Annotated in this window: 7 protein-coding genes; 2 read left to right on the forward strand and 5 right to left on the reverse strand. The window is 38.5% G+C overall.

Features of this window, described 5'->3' with window-relative positions:
• Nucleotides 1-202: 202 nt before the first annotated feature.
• Nucleotides 203-2,992, reverse strand: a complete 2,790-nt coding sequence (locus HMPREF1519_RS01920) for a KxYKxGKxW signal peptide domain-containing protein (RefSeq protein ID WP_037611024.1) — start codon at nucleotides 2,990-2,992, stop codon at nucleotides 203-205.
• Between the two features lie 258 nt (nucleotides 2,993-3,250).
• Nucleotides 3,251-6,520, reverse strand: coding sequence for a KxYKxGKxW signal peptide domain-containing protein (locus HMPREF1519_RS01925; protein WP_022496032.1), 3,270 nt, complete (start codon nucleotides 6,518-6,520; stop codon nucleotides 3,251-3,253).
• 328 nt (nucleotides 6,521-6,848) lie between these two features.
• Here HMPREF1519_RS01925 and pdxS point away from each other — a divergent pair, with 328 nt between their 5' ends.
• Entirely contained in the window at nucleotides 6,849-7,721 is an 873-nt protein-coding gene (gene pdxS / locus HMPREF1519_RS01930) for a pyridoxal 5'-phosphate synthase lyase subunit PdxS (RefSeq protein WP_002883851.1), read from the forward strand.
• A complete protein-coding gene (pdxT, locus tag HMPREF1519_RS01935; RefSeq protein WP_022496031.1) occupies nucleotides 7,722-8,315 on the forward strand; it encodes a pyridoxal 5'-phosphate synthase glutaminase subunit PdxT in 594 nt (197 codons plus the stop codon).
• A 259-nt stretch (nucleotides 8,316-8,574) separates the two neighbouring features.
• Here the strand turns inward: pdxT and HMPREF1519_RS01940 are convergent, their stop codons facing one another.
• The 3 genes from HMPREF1519_RS01940 to HMPREF1519_RS01950 all read right to left on the reverse strand — a co-directional run.
• The gene (locus HMPREF1519_RS01940; protein ID WP_022496030.1) at nucleotides 8,575-11,022 is read right to left on the reverse strand and encodes a hypothetical protein; all 2,448 of its coding nucleotides are present in this window, start codon (nucleotides 11,020-11,022) and stop codon (nucleotides 8,575-8,577) included.
• A 733-nt stretch (nucleotides 11,023-11,755) separates the two neighbouring features.
• Nucleotides 11,756-15,406, reverse strand: coding sequence for a KxYKxGKxW signal peptide domain-containing protein (locus tag HMPREF1519_RS01945; RefSeq protein WP_037611026.1), 3,651 nt, complete (start codon nucleotides 15,404-15,406; stop codon nucleotides 11,756-11,758).
• Nucleotides 15,407-15,460: 54 nt separating this feature from the next.
• Nucleotides 15,461-18,996, reverse strand: a 3,536-nt coding sequence (locus HMPREF1519_RS01950) for a glucosyl transferase (protein ID WP_037611028.1), incomplete at its 5' end; no start/stop codon positions are given.

Here is an 18,996-nt window from a genome sequence, read left to right on the forward strand (position 1 = left end):
TAAAAATAAGAAAACGATTACATTGCATTGCGAGTGAGAGGGGATGATTTTAGTTGCTAAAGACCTTTCTAAAACAAAATAATCCAGAACCTATGCCCTGGATTTTAGGAGATTATGAAAAAGAAAAGTTTTAGGATGCTTATAGTATATAAAGCAAAGCCTAAAATTTTCTTAAAGTGGAAGAAATTTTTTTCTTTCCCCATTAATTCACTTTCTCAGTTGCTACACCATTTTCATCAATGACATAAGTTTTGCCATCTTTTTCTAGTGTTGCTTTGGTTGTGATTGGAGAACCGTACAAATCTTTCCCTAATGAGGTTGATTTTTCAAAGTGATAGAGCTTACCGTCAATTTCCTTCCAAGTTGGTTGGTAGGAAGATATTATCTGAGGCTCAAGATAGCAGAGATAGCCTTTATCAGTGCGGTAGAATCCTGTTCGAACGATTCCATTTTCGTCTGAAATGTAACCGGATTTAGTTTCATTACGTAATAATTCTGCGTAAGAACCGAAAAGATAGGTCTTTCCATCTATGGTTTCTGTTTTATTGATATAGCGATATTGGTTGCTTGGATCTAGGTAATAAGTCTTACCGTCAATTTCTCTCCACCCGGTTAATAGTTTTCCTTCTGAATCGGCAAGATATATTTCACCAAATAATTTAGCTGAACCATCAACTAGGAGTTGCCCATCTCGAGTGAAGTAATAATAATTTCCGTCAATTAGAAGCAACTCTTCTTTAGCTTGAAGACCATTTTCCTTAAAGTAAACACGGTGATTATCTAGTGTATACCAGCCAAAAACTTGAGCTCCATCATTGCCAAAGTAGAGCTTAGAATAGTAATTGTACGGATAGAATGCATTACGGAGGAGTTCACCATTGTTTTCAGCGAAATAGTAGTACTTCCCATCTATAAGGATACGCTTCCCTTTTATTTGCTTACCACTGCCATCAAAGTAGAGTTGGACACCGTTAATGGTTTGCCAGCCAGTAGCTAATTGGCCCTTATCTTTGAGATAAGTCCAATCGCCATCCTTGTCCTGAACAAAGGTGTTGCGTAGAGATGATGTGACATGTCCTTCTTCATCAATGTTATAGGTAACACCACCAAGCTCAATGGTACGGTTAGTCCATAAAGCTCCGCTATCTTTATCGAAGTAGTAGGTATCCCCATCGATGTCAACCAAAGTTCCTTTGGCTTGCTTGCCATCTTTATCAAAGTAGAGTTGGACACCATCAATGGTTTGACGACCTGTTAGGAGTTTCCCATCTTTGTCGTAGTAGTACCAGTTCCAAAAGTCGTCGCGAATAAACTGATTTTTAGGTGTAACTTCAGTTGAGATTCCCTTGTCATCAAAGGAATAGACTTTGTCATCAACTTTCAAAGTTGTATTAGAGACAATAATTGTAGGACGCATACCAGCAGTAGGTTCGACGTAATCTCCATCTGTCAATCGGTAACGTTGCCCATTGATTTCCTCCCATGAAGGCTTAGTGACACTTTTTACTTCTGGTTGAAAGTAGTGGAGTTGACCATCAATACCTCGTTGGAATCCTTTTAAGACAATTCCGTTTTCATCAGTGCCATAGATCCCATTAAAAATACCTTCATTGTGATAGACAACAGGTGCAAAGTAGGCTTTAAGGCTATTTTTTTGGACTACACTATTAATGACAAAATAATCTTTATTTTCAAAAGTGATAATTCCGTTTAGGACAACCCCATTTTCAGAAAAAATGTATTCCTTACCATCAATTAATTGTCTACCGGTTTGAATGACGCCATCAGCATCAGTATGGTAAGTTGTTTTACTAGAGAAAAACATAGAAGGTCTTTCAACGATGCCATACGTGTTCTTAACCAATTGACCGTCATAATCAAACAAATATTCCTTCCCATCAATGGTTACGACATCATTTTGAGCTCTCAGGCCGTCCGATTGGAAGTAGTAGCGTTTGTTATCGATTGTATGCCAACCTGTAACGGGAGCACCGTCCTCTCCTAGATATTCAAAGAGGTGCGTATACATTGGATTGGTCCTATAACCATTAAAGATGATATGTTCATACCATTGATTAGTCATTAAGGCACCATTATGATAGGCAAAATAGTAGTGCTTGCCGTCGATTTCTTGTTTTTGTCCTTTGACTTGTTTACCTTCTTTATCAAAATAAAGGATGACACCATCAACATTTTGCCAACCAGTCAATTTTTCACCATTAGCAGTGTAGTAATACCAATCTTTTTGGTTGTCAGATTGGAAATGACCACCGGTCACGACCTGGGTAGGTAGTTGCGTTTTTTCGGTTAGGATGCCATCAGCATCTGCTAAATAAGTTTTACCGTCTACTTCAATACTTGTATCAGTTACCTTTCGCCCATTATCTTTATCGTAGTAGTAATCCTTGCCATCAATGGTTACCTTTTCACCTTTTGCTTGGATACCATTGTCATGGAAGTAGAGGTTAAAGCTATCGATGGTTTGTGGGCCAGTTAGTTTGTGGCCCTCACTGTCTAAGTAATACCAGTTACCTTGATCATCAGAAGTGAACTTGCCACCTTGGGAAGGTGTTTCGTGTGCAGTAGTTGCGTTGTCGCTTGTCTCAGATGAGACTTCAGTACTTCTATCAGTAGTAACTCCTTCAACCTTCTTATCAGTTTCACTGGCAGGCTGTGTAGTAGTCGTTTCTGTAAGCTGACTAGCAACGTTAGTAGATGCAGTGTCAGAAGATACTGCTTCACTAGAAGTATTCTCGACAACAGTACTTGCTGGAGCTACTTCGGTTCTTGTAATGAGGCTAGCACTTGTCTCAAGATTGCTGTCAGAGACGACATTTTCAGGACTGTTAACGGCAGTCGTTTCTGGTTTGACTTCATCAGCTCCGACCTGTCCTAGGCCAATCAGTGAAGCCCCGATAGCCAAACTTGAGGCAGCGATTGTAATCCAATGTTTCTTAACTTTATGAAGCTTGAAATGAACTTTGTTTTCCATAAATTTCCCCCTTATTATGGTGACTTGGCATACTCACATCGTGAAATAATTAACGAGATTAATACCAAAGATTAATTTATGATTATATCTTACCCTTATTTTCTAACAAACTCAATAGAAAACGCATACATAATTATAGTTTCAATAAATAGTGCAATAGAGACGTTTGAGAGAAGTAGATGTTTACACAAAAAAATCCAGGACCTGAGCCCTGGATTTAGGAGATTATGAAAAAGAAAAGTTTTAGGCTTTTACCCTTTAATTCACTTTCTCAGTTGCCACACCATTTTCATCAATGACATAAGTTTTGCCATCTTTTTCAAGGGTTGCATTGGTTGTGATTGGAGAACCGTTAAGGTCTTTACCTAATGAAGTTGATTTTTCGAAGTGATAGAGCTTACCGTCAATTTCCTTCCAAGTTGGTTGGTAGTAAGAGATTACTCTTGGCTCAAGATAGCAGAGGTAGCCTTTATCAGTACGGTAGAATCCTGTTCGAACGATTCCATTTTCATCCGAAGCGTGTCCGTAGTTAGTGTCATTTCGTAACAATTCTCCGTAAGAACCGAAAAGATAAGTCTTTCCGTCTATGGTTTCTGTTGTGTTAGAGTAGCGATATTGTTTGCTTGGATTTAGGTAATAGGTCTTACCGTCAATCTCTCTCCAACCGGTTAATAATTTTCCTTCTGAATCTGCAAGATATAAACTATTATATGATTTAGCGGAACCATTAACAAGAAGTTGGCCATCTTGATTGAAATAATAATAATTTCCGTCAATTAAAAGGACATTATCTTTAGCTTGTAGACCGTCTTCCTTAAAGTAAACACGGTAATCGTTTATTGTGTACCAGCCAAAAACTTGTGCTCCATCATTGCCAAAGTAGTAAATATATGAATTAAAGGAATGGAATGCATTACGGAGAAGTTCGCCACTGTTCTTATCGAAATAGTAGTATTTTCCATCTATAAGGATACGTTCACCTTTGATTTGTTTTCCAGTGCCATCAAAGTAGAGTTGGACACCGTCAATAGTCTGCCATCCAGTAGCTACTTGCCCTTTATCCTTGAGGTAGGTCCAGTCACCATCCTTATCTTGAACAAAGGTATTTCGAAGTGACGATGTCACACGTCCTTGGTCATCAATTTCGTAGGTCATTCCATTGAGAGTTAGACTACGATTGGTCCACATAGCCCCACTATCCTTATCAAAGTAGTAAGTGTCACCATCAATGTCAATCAAAGTACCTTTAGCTTGTTTACCGTTAGCATCAAAGTAGAGTTGAACACCATCAATGGTTTGACGACCAGTTAGGACCTTGCCATCAGTATCGTAGTAGTACCAGTTCCAATTGTCATCACGAATAAATTGGTTTTTGGCCGTAAACTCAGTTGCAACTCCCTCATTATCAATCGTATAGGTCTTGTCATCGACTTTCAAAGTATCGTTAGTGAGGATAATAGTGGTGTACATACCAGCATGGTGTTCAGGAAGATACCATTTTGTTAGACGATAACGCTTGCCATCGATTTTTTTCCACGTAGGCTTGTTAATACTTTCCACCTTTGGTTGGAAGTAGTGCAGTTGACCATCTAAGCCTCGTTGGACACCCTCTAGGAGGACACCGTTTTCATCAGTTCCATAGATTCCAGTGAAATTAATTCCACCCAAAATTTCGTTTTTAGAAAAGAAGGCTCCAAAATAGTTTTTTTCTATTTTACTATCTTTGACTAGATAAAGTTTCCCGTCATAACGTACAACACCATCGACGACTTGACCATCTGAAGCAAAGATATATTCTGTTCCATCGATAATTTGTTTACCAGTTAGGACTTCTCCATCTGCATTAGTTCGATAGGTATATTTTAATCTCACTTTAGCCCCTGGCTTATCAACAACGCCATAAGCATCTTTGACTAATTGTCCTTTTTCAAATAGATAGTTTTTACCATTGATTGAATAGATGCCATTAGAAGCATAGATACCGGTATCGGTGAAGTACAAGTGTTTTCCATCAATATCTTGCCAACCAGTCACAGCAGCGCCATCATTTCCGAGATAGTATGAACGGTAGTCCTTTGATGCAGGACTAATTCCACCAACATTGACTGAGGCCCATTGATTTTTAACCATACGTCCATTGTTTTTATCAAAGTAATAGGTTTTACCATCAATCTGAACGATTTTATCTTTTGCTTGACGACCGTCTTTATCGAAGTAAAGTTGGTAACCATCAATGGTTTGAAGTCCTTTAACAGCGTGGCCCTTTTCATCACCATAATAAAAATTAACATTTTCAGGGAAGGTGAAATCTACCTTATCCCAAATAAAGGAGTTTCGAGCTAGCCGTCCTCTCTCACCAAAGACATAGGTTGTGCCTCCTACATTAACCGCTACATTCTTAAGCAGTTCGCCATTTTCATCAAAATAGTGAATGAAACCAGCTGCTGTTTTAACGAGACCTGTGGCACGTATGCCATCTCGGTTGAAGTAACTAGTATGGTAAATGTAGTTTGTTTTATACCGTGGGATAATCTGTTTTTCAGACCAATTGCGGTAAGAATTTTTGAGAAGGGCACCGGTGTTATGATCTAAGTAATATGTTTTTCCATCAACTGTGATTTCTTGACCTTTGAGTTGTTTCCCATCTTTGTCAAAATAGAGTTCAACACCGTCCACATATTGGAAACCAGTCAATTTTTCACCTTGTGAAGTGATATAAGACCATTCCCCCTTATCATTGGCTTCAAAATGTCCACCAGTAATGTTTGTAGGCAGTTTAGTTCTCTCTGTCACAACCCCATTCTCATCTATTTGATAATGTTTTCCATCTTTATCGAGGTAGCAATTGACTAAGAGCATACCAGTATGGTCATCTAAATAATAGTTCTTTCCATTTACCTCAACAAATTGGCCTTTGACCTGTTTTCCATCTTCTTGGAAATAGTATTCGCGATCTTCTACATTATTCCATCCAGTGAGATTTTTTCCGTCCTTGGTGTAGTACCAATTGCCTTGATCGTCGGATGTGAATTTTCCTTGAGTGATAGAGATTTCTTGTCCTGATAATGGATGCTCACTAACCTCAGTAATCTCTGACTTATTTTCATTTGTATTTTGCTTGTCGGTGACAGGTTCCGCGCTCCTATCAGCAATAGTTGTTTCACTAGATTGAGCGGTTTCAACCTTTTTATCAGTCTCGTTAGCAGGCTGTGTAGCAGTTGCTTCTGCAGGCTGACTAGCCACATTAGTAGATGTAGTGTCAGTAGAGACTGCTTCACTAGAAGTATTCCCGACAACAGTACTCGTTGGAGCCACTTCGGTTCTTGTAATGAGGCTAGCACTTGTCTCAAGATTGCTGTCAGAGACGACATTTTCAGGACTGTTAACAGCAGTCGTTTCTGGTTTGACTTCATCAGCTCCGACCTGTCCTAGTCCAATTAGTGAAGCTCCGATAGCCAAACTTGAAGCAGCGATTGTGATCCAATGTTTCTTAACTTTATGAAGTTTGAAACGAACTTTGTTTTCCATAATTTTCCCCCTTGTATGGTGGCTTGGTAAATTCATGCTGCGACATAAAAACATCATGAATACCAAAAATTAATTTACGATTATATTTTAATCCTGTTTTCTAATAATTTCAATAGAAAGCGGATACAAAACGCCATGATTTTATAAAAAGATTCTTATATTCGTGATAGTTATAGCCTATAAAAGAGTTTTCCTAATTTATTTATTTTTTCGTCTATAGATATGCTTGAAAGGGTAATTGTCCCCATACAGTTTGAGAAAAATACTCTTTTTTTCAAAAATTATCCTGTGTAAAATAAAGGACATAAAAACATGAGAGGTGATTGCAATGACAAATCGTTACGACTTAAATAAAAATTTGGCACAGATGCTTAAGGGGGGCGTCATCATGGACGTTCAAAATCCTGAGCAGGCACGTATTGCTGAAGCGGCGGGAGCAGCTGCGGTCATGGCCTTGGAACGCATTCCGGCCGATATCCGTGCAGTGGGTGGTGTGTCACGTATGAGTGATCCTAAGATGATCAAGGAAATTCAGGACGCCGTTAGTATTCCAGTTATGGCTAAGGTGCGTATTGGTCATTTCGTTGAAGCACAGATTTTGCAGGCGATTGAGATTGATTATATCGACGAGAGTGAGGTTTTGACACCGGCTGATGATCTTATTCATGTGGACAAAACCAAATTTGATGTGCCTTTCGTCTGTGGGGCCAAGGATCTTGGTGAGGCTCTTCGTCGTATCTCTGAAGGGGCATCAATGATTCGTACCAAGGGTGAACCTGGTACTGGTGATATTGTTCAGGCTGTTCACCACTTGCGACTCATGAATCAAGAAATTCGCCGTATTCAAAATCTTAGAGAAGATGAACTCTATATTACTGCTAAAGACTTGCAGGTGCCAATTGATTTAGTTCGTTATGTCCATGAACATGGCAAGTTGCCTGTTGTCAATTTTGCGGCAGGTGGTGTAGCGACACCAGCGGATGCTGCCCTAATGATGCAGTTGGGGGCTGAAGGTGTCTTTGTTGGTTCAGGGATTTTCAAGTCAGGAGATCCGAAAAAACGTGCGGAAGCCATCGTCAAGGCAGTGACTAACTATAATCGTCCCGATATTTTGGCGCAAGTGTCAGAAGATTTGGGTGAAGCCATGGTTGGTATCAACAAGGATGAAATTGACATCTTAATGGCAGAGCGAGGAAAATAGATGACAAAAATTGGAATACTGGCTTTGCAAGGTGCTTTTGCAGAACATGAGCAGGTCTTGAAAGCACTTGGGGTTGAAACGGTTCAAATCAGAAATCGACAGGATTGGGAAGCTCACGCTGATTTGGACGGGCTCATTCTACCAGGGGGAGAGTCGACAGTCATGGGGAAACTCTTGCATGATTTAGACTTGTTTGAGCCGATTAAGACGAAAATTGATGCTGGACTACCTGTATTTGGAACCTGTGCAGGTCTGATTTTGTTGGCCAAAACCATAGTGGGGGACCAAACAAAACATTTGGCAAGTATGGACATCAATGTAGCCAGAAATGCCTATGGTCGCCAATTGGGCAGTTTTGGCACAGATGCTGAATTTAAGGGAATAGGGGAGATCCCAATGGTCTTTATTCGTGGGCCAATTATTGAAGCTGTTGGACCAGAAGTGGAGATTTTAGCTCAAGTCAATGGGGCTATCGTGGCAGCTAGAGAAAAGCAGATGTTAGTGACCTCTTTTCATCCAGAATTAACGGGTGACGAAAGGGTACATGCTTATTTCCTAGATATGATTAATCAGGCAAAAGAAGAAAAGCAATAGCTCAAAACCTATGACATCGTTTATTTCTTGACCGCACAAAAAAATCCAGGACCTAGGCCCTGGATTTAGGAGATTATGAAAAAGAAAAGTTTTAGGATGGTTATAGTATATAAAGCAAATCCTAAAGTTTTCTTAAAGGGGAAGAAAAAGTTTACTTGTGATATAAAAAAGGAAGTTGACAGTTGGTCGACTTCCTTTTTAGCGATTCCTAAATGAGAGTAATCATGCGATATCAATAGTTGTTATTTGAATTATATTCCTAAACTTCACCAGGTCCCATCAAATGTCCATTACCGTCAGCATCGAACTTGAAGGCACCAGTGTTTGTTCTAACAATGGTATTTTCAGCGCGTGCTCCATTCTTAGCGTCGTAATAGTGGACAGTTCCGTCATCGTCAAATTTGAATTCACCTCTAAGTTGTCTACCGTTTTGGTCGAAGTAAACATGGATGCCGTTTAATGTTTGAGGTCCTGTCAGTTTATCCCCTTTAGCATCAACATAGTAGTAGAAATCTTCACGATCCAAATCTTTACTTTCTCTTGGGTATTGTCCATCCTGATCTACGAGATCATTTCCAGGAATGGTAATAGTGAAGTGGAAGATGCGATCACCATCGAGATTTCGGTAATTCCAGTTGTAGACATGAACAAAGCTATCAGTGACGAGAGCACCAGAGTCTTTATCATAATAGTGTCCATCAGGGGCGAAGCGTCCCTTGACTTGTGCCCCATTAGGAAGGAAGTACAAGTGACTATTTCCAAAGGTTTGAGGTCCTGTTAATGGCTTACCATCAGCATCGAGATAATACCAGGCAGTAGTATAGACATTTTGATTGTTGATGTCATCACGACCAATATAAGTCAAGATTTCTTTAAAAGCATTGGTTACGAGAGCCCCAGAATCTTTGTCATAGTATTTACCATTTGGTGCAAAATGTCCCTTGACTTGTGTACCAGTGAAATCATCAAAGTAGACTTTAACACCATCGATAGTTTGTTCTCCCTTGAGTTTATCACCTTTATCATTGACGTAAACCCAGTTGCCATCTTCAGTTTCAAGATAGCGTTTTGTTACAAGTGCACCAGAGTTTTTATCGTAATAGCGACCATCCTCTGCAAAACGTCCTTTGACTTGTTTGCCATCCTTGTCAAAGTAGACTGGAATGTTGTCAACGAAGTTGAGACCGATGAGGTTTTTACCGTTTGCATCCTTGTAGTACCAGTTGCCTTCGTTATCACTATAATAGTGACCACCAAAAACTCGTGGTGCATTGTCTAGGGAGACAGTAGGTGTAGGAGTGACGGGGGTATCTGTTTCTTCGCCAGGTTTCATCAAATGTCCATTACCATTTGCATCGAATTTGAAGGCACCAGTATTTGTTCTAACAATGGTATTTTCAGCGCGTGCACCGTTTTTCGCATCATAGTAATGAACAGTACCATCTTCGTCAAATGCAAACTCACCTCTAAGTTGTCTACCATTTTGGTCGAAATAGACATGGATGCCGTTTAGGGTTTGAGGTCCTGTCAGTTTATCCCCCTTATCATCTACGTAATAGTAGAAATCTTCGCGATTCAAATCATTGCTAGAAAGTGGGTAATGACTCATATCCAAAAATTGGTTTTCACCGTTAGGTCCAACGACTGAATTATTAGGAATAGTGATGACAAAGTGATTCACATGATTTCCGTCTTGATTTTGATAATTCCAGTTGTAGACATGGACAAAGCTGTTAGTTACAAGCGCACCAGAATCTTTGTCATAGTAGTGTCCATCAGGTGCAAAACGTCCCTTAACTTGTGCCCCATTAGGGAAGAAGTACATGTTTGTACCACCAAGATTTTGAGGACCTTTAAGTGGCCGTCCGTCGGCATCAAGGTAGTACCAATCAGTAGTATAGATGTTTTGATTGTTGATATCATCACGACCAATATAAGTTAAGAGTTCTTTAAAGGCCTTAGTTACGAGAGCACCAGAATCTTTGTCATAGTATCGGCCATCCTCTGCAAAATCACCTTTGATTTGAATACCGTCTTGGCTAAAGTAAACAGGAACATTATCCACATAGTTCAGCCCGACAAGATTTTTGCCATTTGCATCCTTGTAATACCAGTTACCATTATCATCACTATAATAATGTCCACCAGAAATATGAGGTGCATTTTCAAGTGTTACAGAAGGTGTGACTGGCTTTTCATTTTCATCGATTGGGGCAGGCTGTTCACTGTTTTTTGTAGGTGTTTTTGTTTCTTCGACATGAATAGGTTCATTGACTTTTTCCACCGAAGTTTTTGTAGTAGAGGCTTCTGAAGTTGCCGTTTTAATAGGTGTAGCTTTGTTTGTCTGATTATCTTGATTGCTATTTCCTTGTTCAGAAGTGACTTCTACTGGTGATTCGCTTGCTAATTCAGATGATGCGACTTCACTGCTAGGAGCTTCACTAAGAACCGTACTTGTACTAGTAGGTAGCTCAGTATTAGTTGAAATAGGATTTGTAGTAGGTGCTTTGACCTCAACATTAGTTACTACAGTTTCTTGTGCAGGTGCAAGAATCTCAGTTGGTTGGCCTGTAGCTTCAGGTATTTTTACTTCATCCGCAAATGTAGGGCGTGCGACTAAAGTAAAAGTAGCTAGAGCAGTTACGCAAGAAAGTGCTACGACGTGTTTTTTGGACATTTGCCAATGATAATTCATTTCAGTATTCATAATAGACTCCCTTCAAAAATGAACACCGATGTTTAGGTGTGTAACATAAAGGAGCAGGGCCGTCAGAAGAATGTTAAAAGTGAGAAGATCTGTTAAAACGACTGAGCCCCATATCTAAATCTCTCAGGGCATGGCCATAAGACGATTTTATAGGCGAGCACGTCAAATGTGTGGCAAGGAGAATATGCTTATGCTGTGTAGTTTATATCTAGAAACAAGTGATTTTATGTTTTTATCCTAATACTTTTATTTCTCTCCTTTCGTTTTATTATTGAATCCAGCCTATGGCATATGTCTTTAAATACAAAAAACTAGAACTTTTAGTTTGAAGCATTCTCTCTAAAGCTCTAGTTTTGTATTATAGACAGATGTGTGTATGAAAAGAGCCTTAGATTATCATGCCAAAGTGCCTAAGGACCAGTTTTCATGCATAAAAAATTATTTTGACGTTAGAAGTCTAAAGCCAAGTTCCTAATCCTAATCCCCTGTAGTACACTTTCAACGTTTTTAGTAAAACGCTTACATGTCCACCTATCTTTATTATAATACTTTTTTTATGACAAACAAGTTTTTTTACAAGATAATCGTAATTGTTTAAGAATAGTTCATATTTGGATTCTATTTGTATGACAGTGATTGATGATATGAAAAAGGAAGTTGACAGTTGGTCGACTTCCTTTTGTGTTTTTTAAAGAACATTTAGACAAACATACTTACTATAATAAGATAAATCTCACAGTTGAGTAGGACGTCCGTTTTCATCAAACTGATAGGTTGCACCATTAATAGTACGTGTTTGATTAGTAACTAGCTCGCCAGAATTTTCATCATAATAGCGAGTTCCTTTATAATCTGAGATAAATTGTCCTTTGACTTGTTTACCATTATTTCTGAAGTAGAGATGTTGTCCGTTTATAACCTGATCGAAAATAAGCGCTTTTCCGTCAGGACCAAAGTAGTACCAATATCCCCCCCAGTTAAAGAATTGGTTAGTTAAAGCAGCACCTGTCTCAGCATCAAAGAAGTATGTAGGTTCAGCTTTTGAAGTGCTATTATAGTAATTTTCATTGTAAGGGTTAACTAATAAGCCACGGACTTGATCATAATAATGCCCATATCTTGATTCTGGTCCATCAGAGAAATAATAGATCTTACCATTAATCTCTCGTAGTCCTTTGACTTTTCGACCGTTTTCATCAAGGTAAAACCAATTATTGCCTGATTTTATGAGACCGGTTTTGTGGATAGCAGCACCTGTTTCTTCATCATAATATGGAAGAGTGTTGTAGGGTCCTAATCCACCTCGAATAACTTCACCCCAAGAATAAACACAATAGTCTTTTCCATCTATTGTCATTCTACCGAAATCCCCATTACTATCAAAGTAGTATAATTTGTTTCCGGCCTTGAAAAATGTATTTTTAGGGATTTCTTGCCGAGCACCAGTGTCTTTATCATAGTAATAGCCGTCCAAAACAAGGTCCTTAGCTTGACCACCGAAGTAGTAAGGGTGGAAATAGACATTTACACCATCGATGGTCTGAGACCCTTTTAGTAAGATTCCCTGATCATTAGCATAATACCACTTGCCTTTATGGGTAAAGTAACGACCTTTGACTAGGGCGCCAGAATCTTTATCGAAGAATTTTTCAGCCGGAGTATAGCTAGCATGATCCTTTTCAGTAATTAATCGTCCATCTTTAGTAATGAAGTTACCTTTAACTTGAACACCAGTAATAGTGTCGAAATGGACTTGTACACCATCAATAGTTTGCTCTCCTTTTAGGATTTTACCTTCAGAACCAATATAATACCAAGCATCGTTGATTTGCACATAGTGATTCTTTCCTAAATCAGTCTTGGCACCGGAGTCTTTGTCGTAGAAGTAACCGTCTTCGTCAAATCCACCTTTAAGTTGTTTACCATTTTGAGGGTTGAAGTAAACGGCTACATTATTAATGATTTGAGCTCCTTTGAGGCGTTTACCTTTACTATTTACATAGTACCAATCTGATCCGACTCGTACATAGCTATTGGTTACAAGAGCTCCAGTGATACCATCATAGTATTTGCCATTCACAGCGAAGTCCCCTTTTATCTGAGCTCCCTTTTGTTTGTCAAAGAAGTACTCGGTATTTTTGATAACGGCTAACCCTTTAACTGGCTTACCCTCATCGTCGATATAGTACGTTTTATCTTTGACTGTAATGAATTGATTATAAATTAATCCTCCAGTATCTTTATCGTGGAACCTGTCATTAGAGTCAAATGTTCCTTTTGCTTGTACACCATTGTTATCAAAATAGACATCAACACCATCAATTGTATGGTATCCTGTTAAGATTTTTCCGTCATTACCAACATAGTACCAATTTTCTTTGATTTGGACGTAACGGTTTTTACCAAGGTCAACGAGATTACCATCTTGATCATAGTACCGTCCTTCAGCAAAATTATCGAATATTTGCCAACCACCGTAATTGTTAGAGTAATTTCCTAATTCGTGGAAGTACACTTGCTTTCCATCAATGGTTTGAGGTCCGGTTAATGGTTGTCCTTGATTATCCAGATAATATCTCTCGTTTTGACCAGTAGTACCATTATAGGCAATAACGTATTGATTTTTGACTAAGGCACCGGAATCCTTATCATAATAGCGGAAATTCTTACCTGAATAATCAGATATGAATCTGCCTTTGACTTGGACACCAGTGTTCTCGAAGTAAACATCCATACCATTAATCGTTTGTCTGCCTGTTAAAATTGTGCCGTCATCTCCAGCATAGTAACAATATCCATTTAAGTGGAAGAAGCGGTTTGTTCCGAAATCAACTTGTTTACCTTTATCATCATAATAACGACCATTTTCGGCAAATTTATTAAAAACTTGTTCAGGTTCAAAATAATACAATGCCCCATTGATTTCTTTGACACCAGTATACTTATAGCCGTTTTCATCAATGTAATAGGTTTTATCACCATACATATTCACAACACGATTGGTGACGAGCCAACCATTATTTTTGTCGTAAAAACGGTTATCAGCTGCAAAGTGCCCTTTAACTTGTTTGCCATCAGTGTCAAAATATACATTCACGCCATCAATGGTTTGAGGTCCTTTTAAAATCTTGCCATCTTTACCAATGTAATACCAGTGTGTGTGAAGTTGGTAATAGCGATTGGTACCTAAATCAGTTCGTTTGCCTTCTTTATCATAATAATAGCCATCAGGACCAAATGCGTCTTTGATTTGTGCAGGTGAAAAGTAATACCAAGCACCTCCAATGTTTTTTTGACCTGTAACTCTATTACCATTTTCATCTACATAGAAGTCGTATATTGAATGAACAAAGCGATTAGTCACCAAGGCACCAGAATCCTTGTCATAATAATGCTCATCACTAGCAAAGTCACCCTTTACTTGGATACCATCATAATTACCAAAATAGACTTTAACACCGTCGATAGTTTGAGGTCCTTTTAAAATCTTGCCATCATTTCCGATGTAGTACCACTTATTATGTAATTGAAAATAGTGATTAGTACCGAGGTCAGTCCGTCGACCATTTTCGTCATAATAACGACCTTCAGGGTCGAATGACTCTTTTAACTGGGCGCCAGAATCGTTAAAGTAAGTCCACTCTCCATTAATTTTTTGATGACCGATAAGCCTATACCCTTCTTTGTTTACATAGTAGGTGTTATAGCCATCATTGACATAACTGGACGTAACTAGAGCACCAGAATCTTTATCGTAAAAGTGTTGATCTAAGCCAAATCTTCCTTTTACTTGTCTACCTTTATAATCAAAATAAACCTTAACACCATCGATAGTATGACCACCAATGTAGTCATCGCCATTTTCATTTCTATAATGCCAAAAACCATCATCGTCAGTGTAATACTCACCACCTGTAACATTTTCCACTCGAGAAGACCATGGTGGAGGTGGGTAAATACCTCTGTCGGTAACATCTATAGTACGGTCTTCATGGGATTCAGTGTCCGAAGTTTTTTCTGTCACACTTGTTGCGACAGATGATTTAGATTCTGAATTATGTGTTTCAGAGGCTGAAACAAATGTGCTTGTGACTTCAGAGCTTGCCACTGGTGTTTCTGGCACTGTGGCAGCCTCGCTCGAAGCGGTAGTAGCTGTATTTTCTGTAGGTTTAGCTGTGGTCTCACTAGTTGCTGGAGCCTCAACGTCTATAGCGCCTTCTTTGATGATGGCTTCAACAGTTGCTTCATTAACAGGGGTAGGCTGTTCTTCAGCTGAAGCGTAGCCGAGTCCTGCAAAACTCAATCCCAAAGCAAGTCCTGACACTGCAATGGTTACCCAATGTTTTTTAACTTTGTGAAGTTTAAAATGTACTTTCTTTTCCATGATAATTCTCCTTTCATTGAAAGACAAATTGGAATTAGATGTGTGAAATAAATATTATTCGTAAATATATTTAATAACCCTTCCATCTCCGTTTTCATCGAAATGAACAATCTCTGCTTTAACCTTGTAACGAATTGAGTGATTAAAAGTTATGTCAACATTTTTAGCACGTTTTCCAGTTTTTGGGTAATAATAATGGTAGTAGTAGTCATTTCCTGCCCAAATTGTTCGCAATTCATCGTAGCCTAGTCTACCATCATCGTGAAAATAGTAGTAATCATCTCCAATCTTTTGTTCACCCTTATAACATTTACCATCACTACCAACATAGTAACGATAACCGTCAACGTCAACGAATTTGTCACGTCCTAAGTCAACAAGTTCACCATTATTCTTGTCATAGTAATAACCATCATCAGCAACAATACCTTTAGCTTGTTTACCATCTTTATCAAAGTAAACCTTTACATTATCGATAGTTTTGTGTCCAGTTACCTTTTGGCTATTTTCATCGACGTAGTACCAACTATCAGAATATTTTTTACCAAAATATCTAGTAATTGCACCAGTTGAGGTGTCTGCTAAACTAGGGTATCTATCGAATTGAAATACTTGAACGTAATTATGGTCGATAGGGTCATTACCTAGGTCGGTGATAAAATTCCAAGGTTTTATTTGAACATAACGTTTTGTGACTAAAGCTCCGGTGTCTTTATCGTGATATCTACCATCTGGTGCGAAATCCCCTTTTAACTGTGGTCCATCAGGGTAGAAGTAGTAGTTCTCACCGTTAATAATCTGATAACCTGACACCTTGTAGCCACTATTATCTAGGTAGTAGCGGAATGTAGTTGAGATACCATTAGCACGCCATTCACGAGCGATTCTTACAGTACGCTCTCTGAAAGTATTTCTTGCTAAGTTACCTGTATGTTTATCGTAATATTTACCGTTTTTTGCGAAACCTCCTTTTACTTGCTCTCCATTTTCATCGAAGAATACAGTTTCACCATTAATAGTATGTTCGCCTTTTAAAGCTATTCCTTCGGAACCAAAATAGTAAAAAGGTTTTATATCATCACTAAATCCATTGTGGGCAGAAGGGACGTATAAGTTCCTAGCTAGATGGCCATTATCATTCATATAATGGATATTGTGGTAGTCATCATAGAACAGTCCATTTTTTTTGATATCATCTTTCTTTTCAGTAATGACACCTTCTTGATCTGAAATATAAAGTTTATCGTTCACTTCAAAAAGTGTTCCAATGACACGCTCACCATTAATTTTATCGTAGTAGTATTTGTTCCCTCCTTGTTTAATAAACTCACCTTTAGATTGCTTTCCGTTATGGTCAAGATAATACCATTTACCATTTATCATAACTGATCGGTTGACACCTAAATTCACACGAGCACCGGTATCTTTATCATAATAGTAACCATCGTCTGCGAATTGGTCTTTGATTTGTTCACCATAGGCATTGAAATAAACAGCAACACCATTTATTGTTTGGGGACCGTGAAGGAATTTTCCGTCATATCCTGCATAATAGGTAACTTTTCTAATTTTAGGGTTAAGATAGTCATTCTCTAGGTGATAGATAGTAACGTATTGATTTTTAACCATCATTCCTTGGTAGTCATAATAATAGCTGTTTTCAAATTCGTCGGTAACAATTTGGTTGCGATAGTTTAAAGCATATGGTACTTCAGAGAGTTTACCTTCATTATCAGCTTTATAGGTCTTACCATCGATTTGAATAAGAGAGTTGATAACCATTTGTCCATTATGCAAATCATAGTAATGTTTTGGTAGACCTGAATTTGAGTAGCTAGCCTCACCTTTTAGTTGACGACCATCACTGTCAAAACAAACATGATAACTATCAACAATTTGGTTTCCAATGAGTTTTTGACCATTTTCATCGACATAGTACCAGTTCCCATTGTCTTCTACATAAGCATTGGTAACAAGTTCACCACTATCCTTGTCATAGAAGTGTCCATTCGGAGCGAAGTGTCCTTTAACTTGGACTCCACTGTCCTTAAAGTAAACTTTGACGTTATCAATGTTTTGTTCGCCAATGAGTTTATTGCCATCGGAGTTGTAGTAATACCAGTTGCCTTTATCATCGCTGACATATTGGTTATGGAATCTAGAATCACCTTGGATAGTGATGTTCCCTTCTTTATCTGCGATATAATGGATACCGTTTAACTCAAAAGATGTATCCTTGACTTTACGACCATTGTCTTTGTCAAAGTAGTAAATTTTATTATCAATATTAATGAATTCGCCTTTAGCTTGATGTCCTTCTGGACGAGATGATTCATGGAAGTAGAGTTCAAAGCCATCAATAGTTTTAGGTCCAGTGATAGGAAATCCGTCTTTGTTGAAGTAATACCAACGACCTTCGTAGTCCATCATAAATTGATTTTTTGGATAGTCTCTATTATTTTCTGAAGGAAGAGTATAGTAAGTTGGGAACGGATAAGTCACAATGTTTAGTTGTTTATTGAGATAATGTGCCACCCCATCGTTGTCTGAATAAAATACATATGGCATAGACTTCCATAGACCCTTTTCGATGATAGGATATTGTTTATTTTTGACTAAGGCCCCTTTGTCGTCAAAGTAGTAGCGTTTGTGATCTAATTCCATTAGTCTATGAACAGCAACTTGACCATTGTCATAGATGTAATAGTCGTTACCTAAAATTGTCTGACGACCTTTCTCAAGTGTGTTACCATTTTTATCAAAATAGTAACGTTCTAATCCAGGCATTACATAATAGTTTGGTTCGATATAAGCAGGTTCATTGAAGTAAACAACTTTACTATAGTTTTCTTCTGGAATATAGTGGTTGTCTTTGAATGTAATAAAACGGTCTGTTACTAGCTTGCCATCGTTTTCATCGTAAAAGTGCAGTTTGTCGTCAACTTTCCTAAGCTGCCCTTTTACCATAGTGCCGTCATCGTTAAAGTAATAATGGAAACCGTTGATGTCTCTTGGTCCAGTAACCAGCTGCCCTTTTGCATCTACATAATAGGTAACACCATTTGCATCTGAAACGAAACTTTCTCTTTTATCTGTCTTTTTTGTGATACCTTCCGCTTCAACAGTGATGGTGAAATCACCATCTTTTTGTGAGGTATCTAAAGTTGTTTTATCAGGAGAAGTGCTTATGATGAGGTTTTCGTTGTTTGTAGGTGTATTTGTTGCACTTACCTCAGAATGAATAATTTCAGAATTAGCTGCTTCCGAACTAGCTGCGCTTGTCACTTCAGAGCTTGGTTTTTCAGAAACTGTTTCTGTTGAGGCTACTTCAGAGCTTGGTTTTTCAGAAACTGTTTTTGTTGAGGCTACTTCAGAGCTGGCCACTGGTGCTTCTGACACTGTGGTTGCTTCGCTCGAAGCGGTAGTAGGTGTGTTTTCTGCAAGTTTAGTTGTGGCTTCACTAGTTGCAGGAGCTTCAACGTCAACAGCACCTTCTTTGATGATGGCTTCAACAGTTGCTTCATTAACAGGGGTAGGCTGTTCTTCAGCTGAAGCGTAGCTAAGGCCTGCAAAGCTCAATCCCAAAGCAA

It is taken from the genome of Streptococcus sp. SR4 (assembly GCF_000517725.1).
In the GTDB taxonomy this organism is placed as follows: Bacteria; Bacillota; Bacilli; order Lactobacillales; family Streptococcaceae; genus Streptococcus; species Streptococcus salivarius_F.

What these genes read in the sequence shown, in the direction of transcription:
- HMPREF1519_RS01920 (WP_037611024.1), bottom strand. Translation starts at nt 2,992, where the DNA reads ATGGAAAACAAAGTTCATTTCAAGCTTCATAAAGTTAAGAAACATTGG.
- HMPREF1519_RS01925 (WP_022496032.1), bottom strand. Translation starts at nt 6,520, where the DNA reads ATGGAAAACAAAGTTCGTTTCAAACTTCATAAAGTTAAGAAACATTGG.
- pdxS (WP_002883851.1), top strand. Translation starts at nt 6,849, where the DNA reads ATGACAAATCGTTACGACTTAAATAAAAATTTGGCACAGATGCTTAAG.
- pdxT (WP_022496031.1), top strand. Translation starts at nt 7,722, where the DNA reads ATGACAAAAATTGGAATACTGGCTTTGCAAGGTGCTTTTGCAGAACAT.
- HMPREF1519_RS01940 (WP_022496030.1), bottom strand. Translation starts at nt 11,022, where the DNA reads ATGAATACTGAAATGAATTATCATTGGCAAATGTCCAAAAAACACGTC.
- HMPREF1519_RS01945 (WP_037611026.1), bottom strand. Translation starts at nt 15,406, where the DNA reads ATGGAAAAGAAAGTACATTTTAAACTTCACAAAGTTAAAAAACATTGG.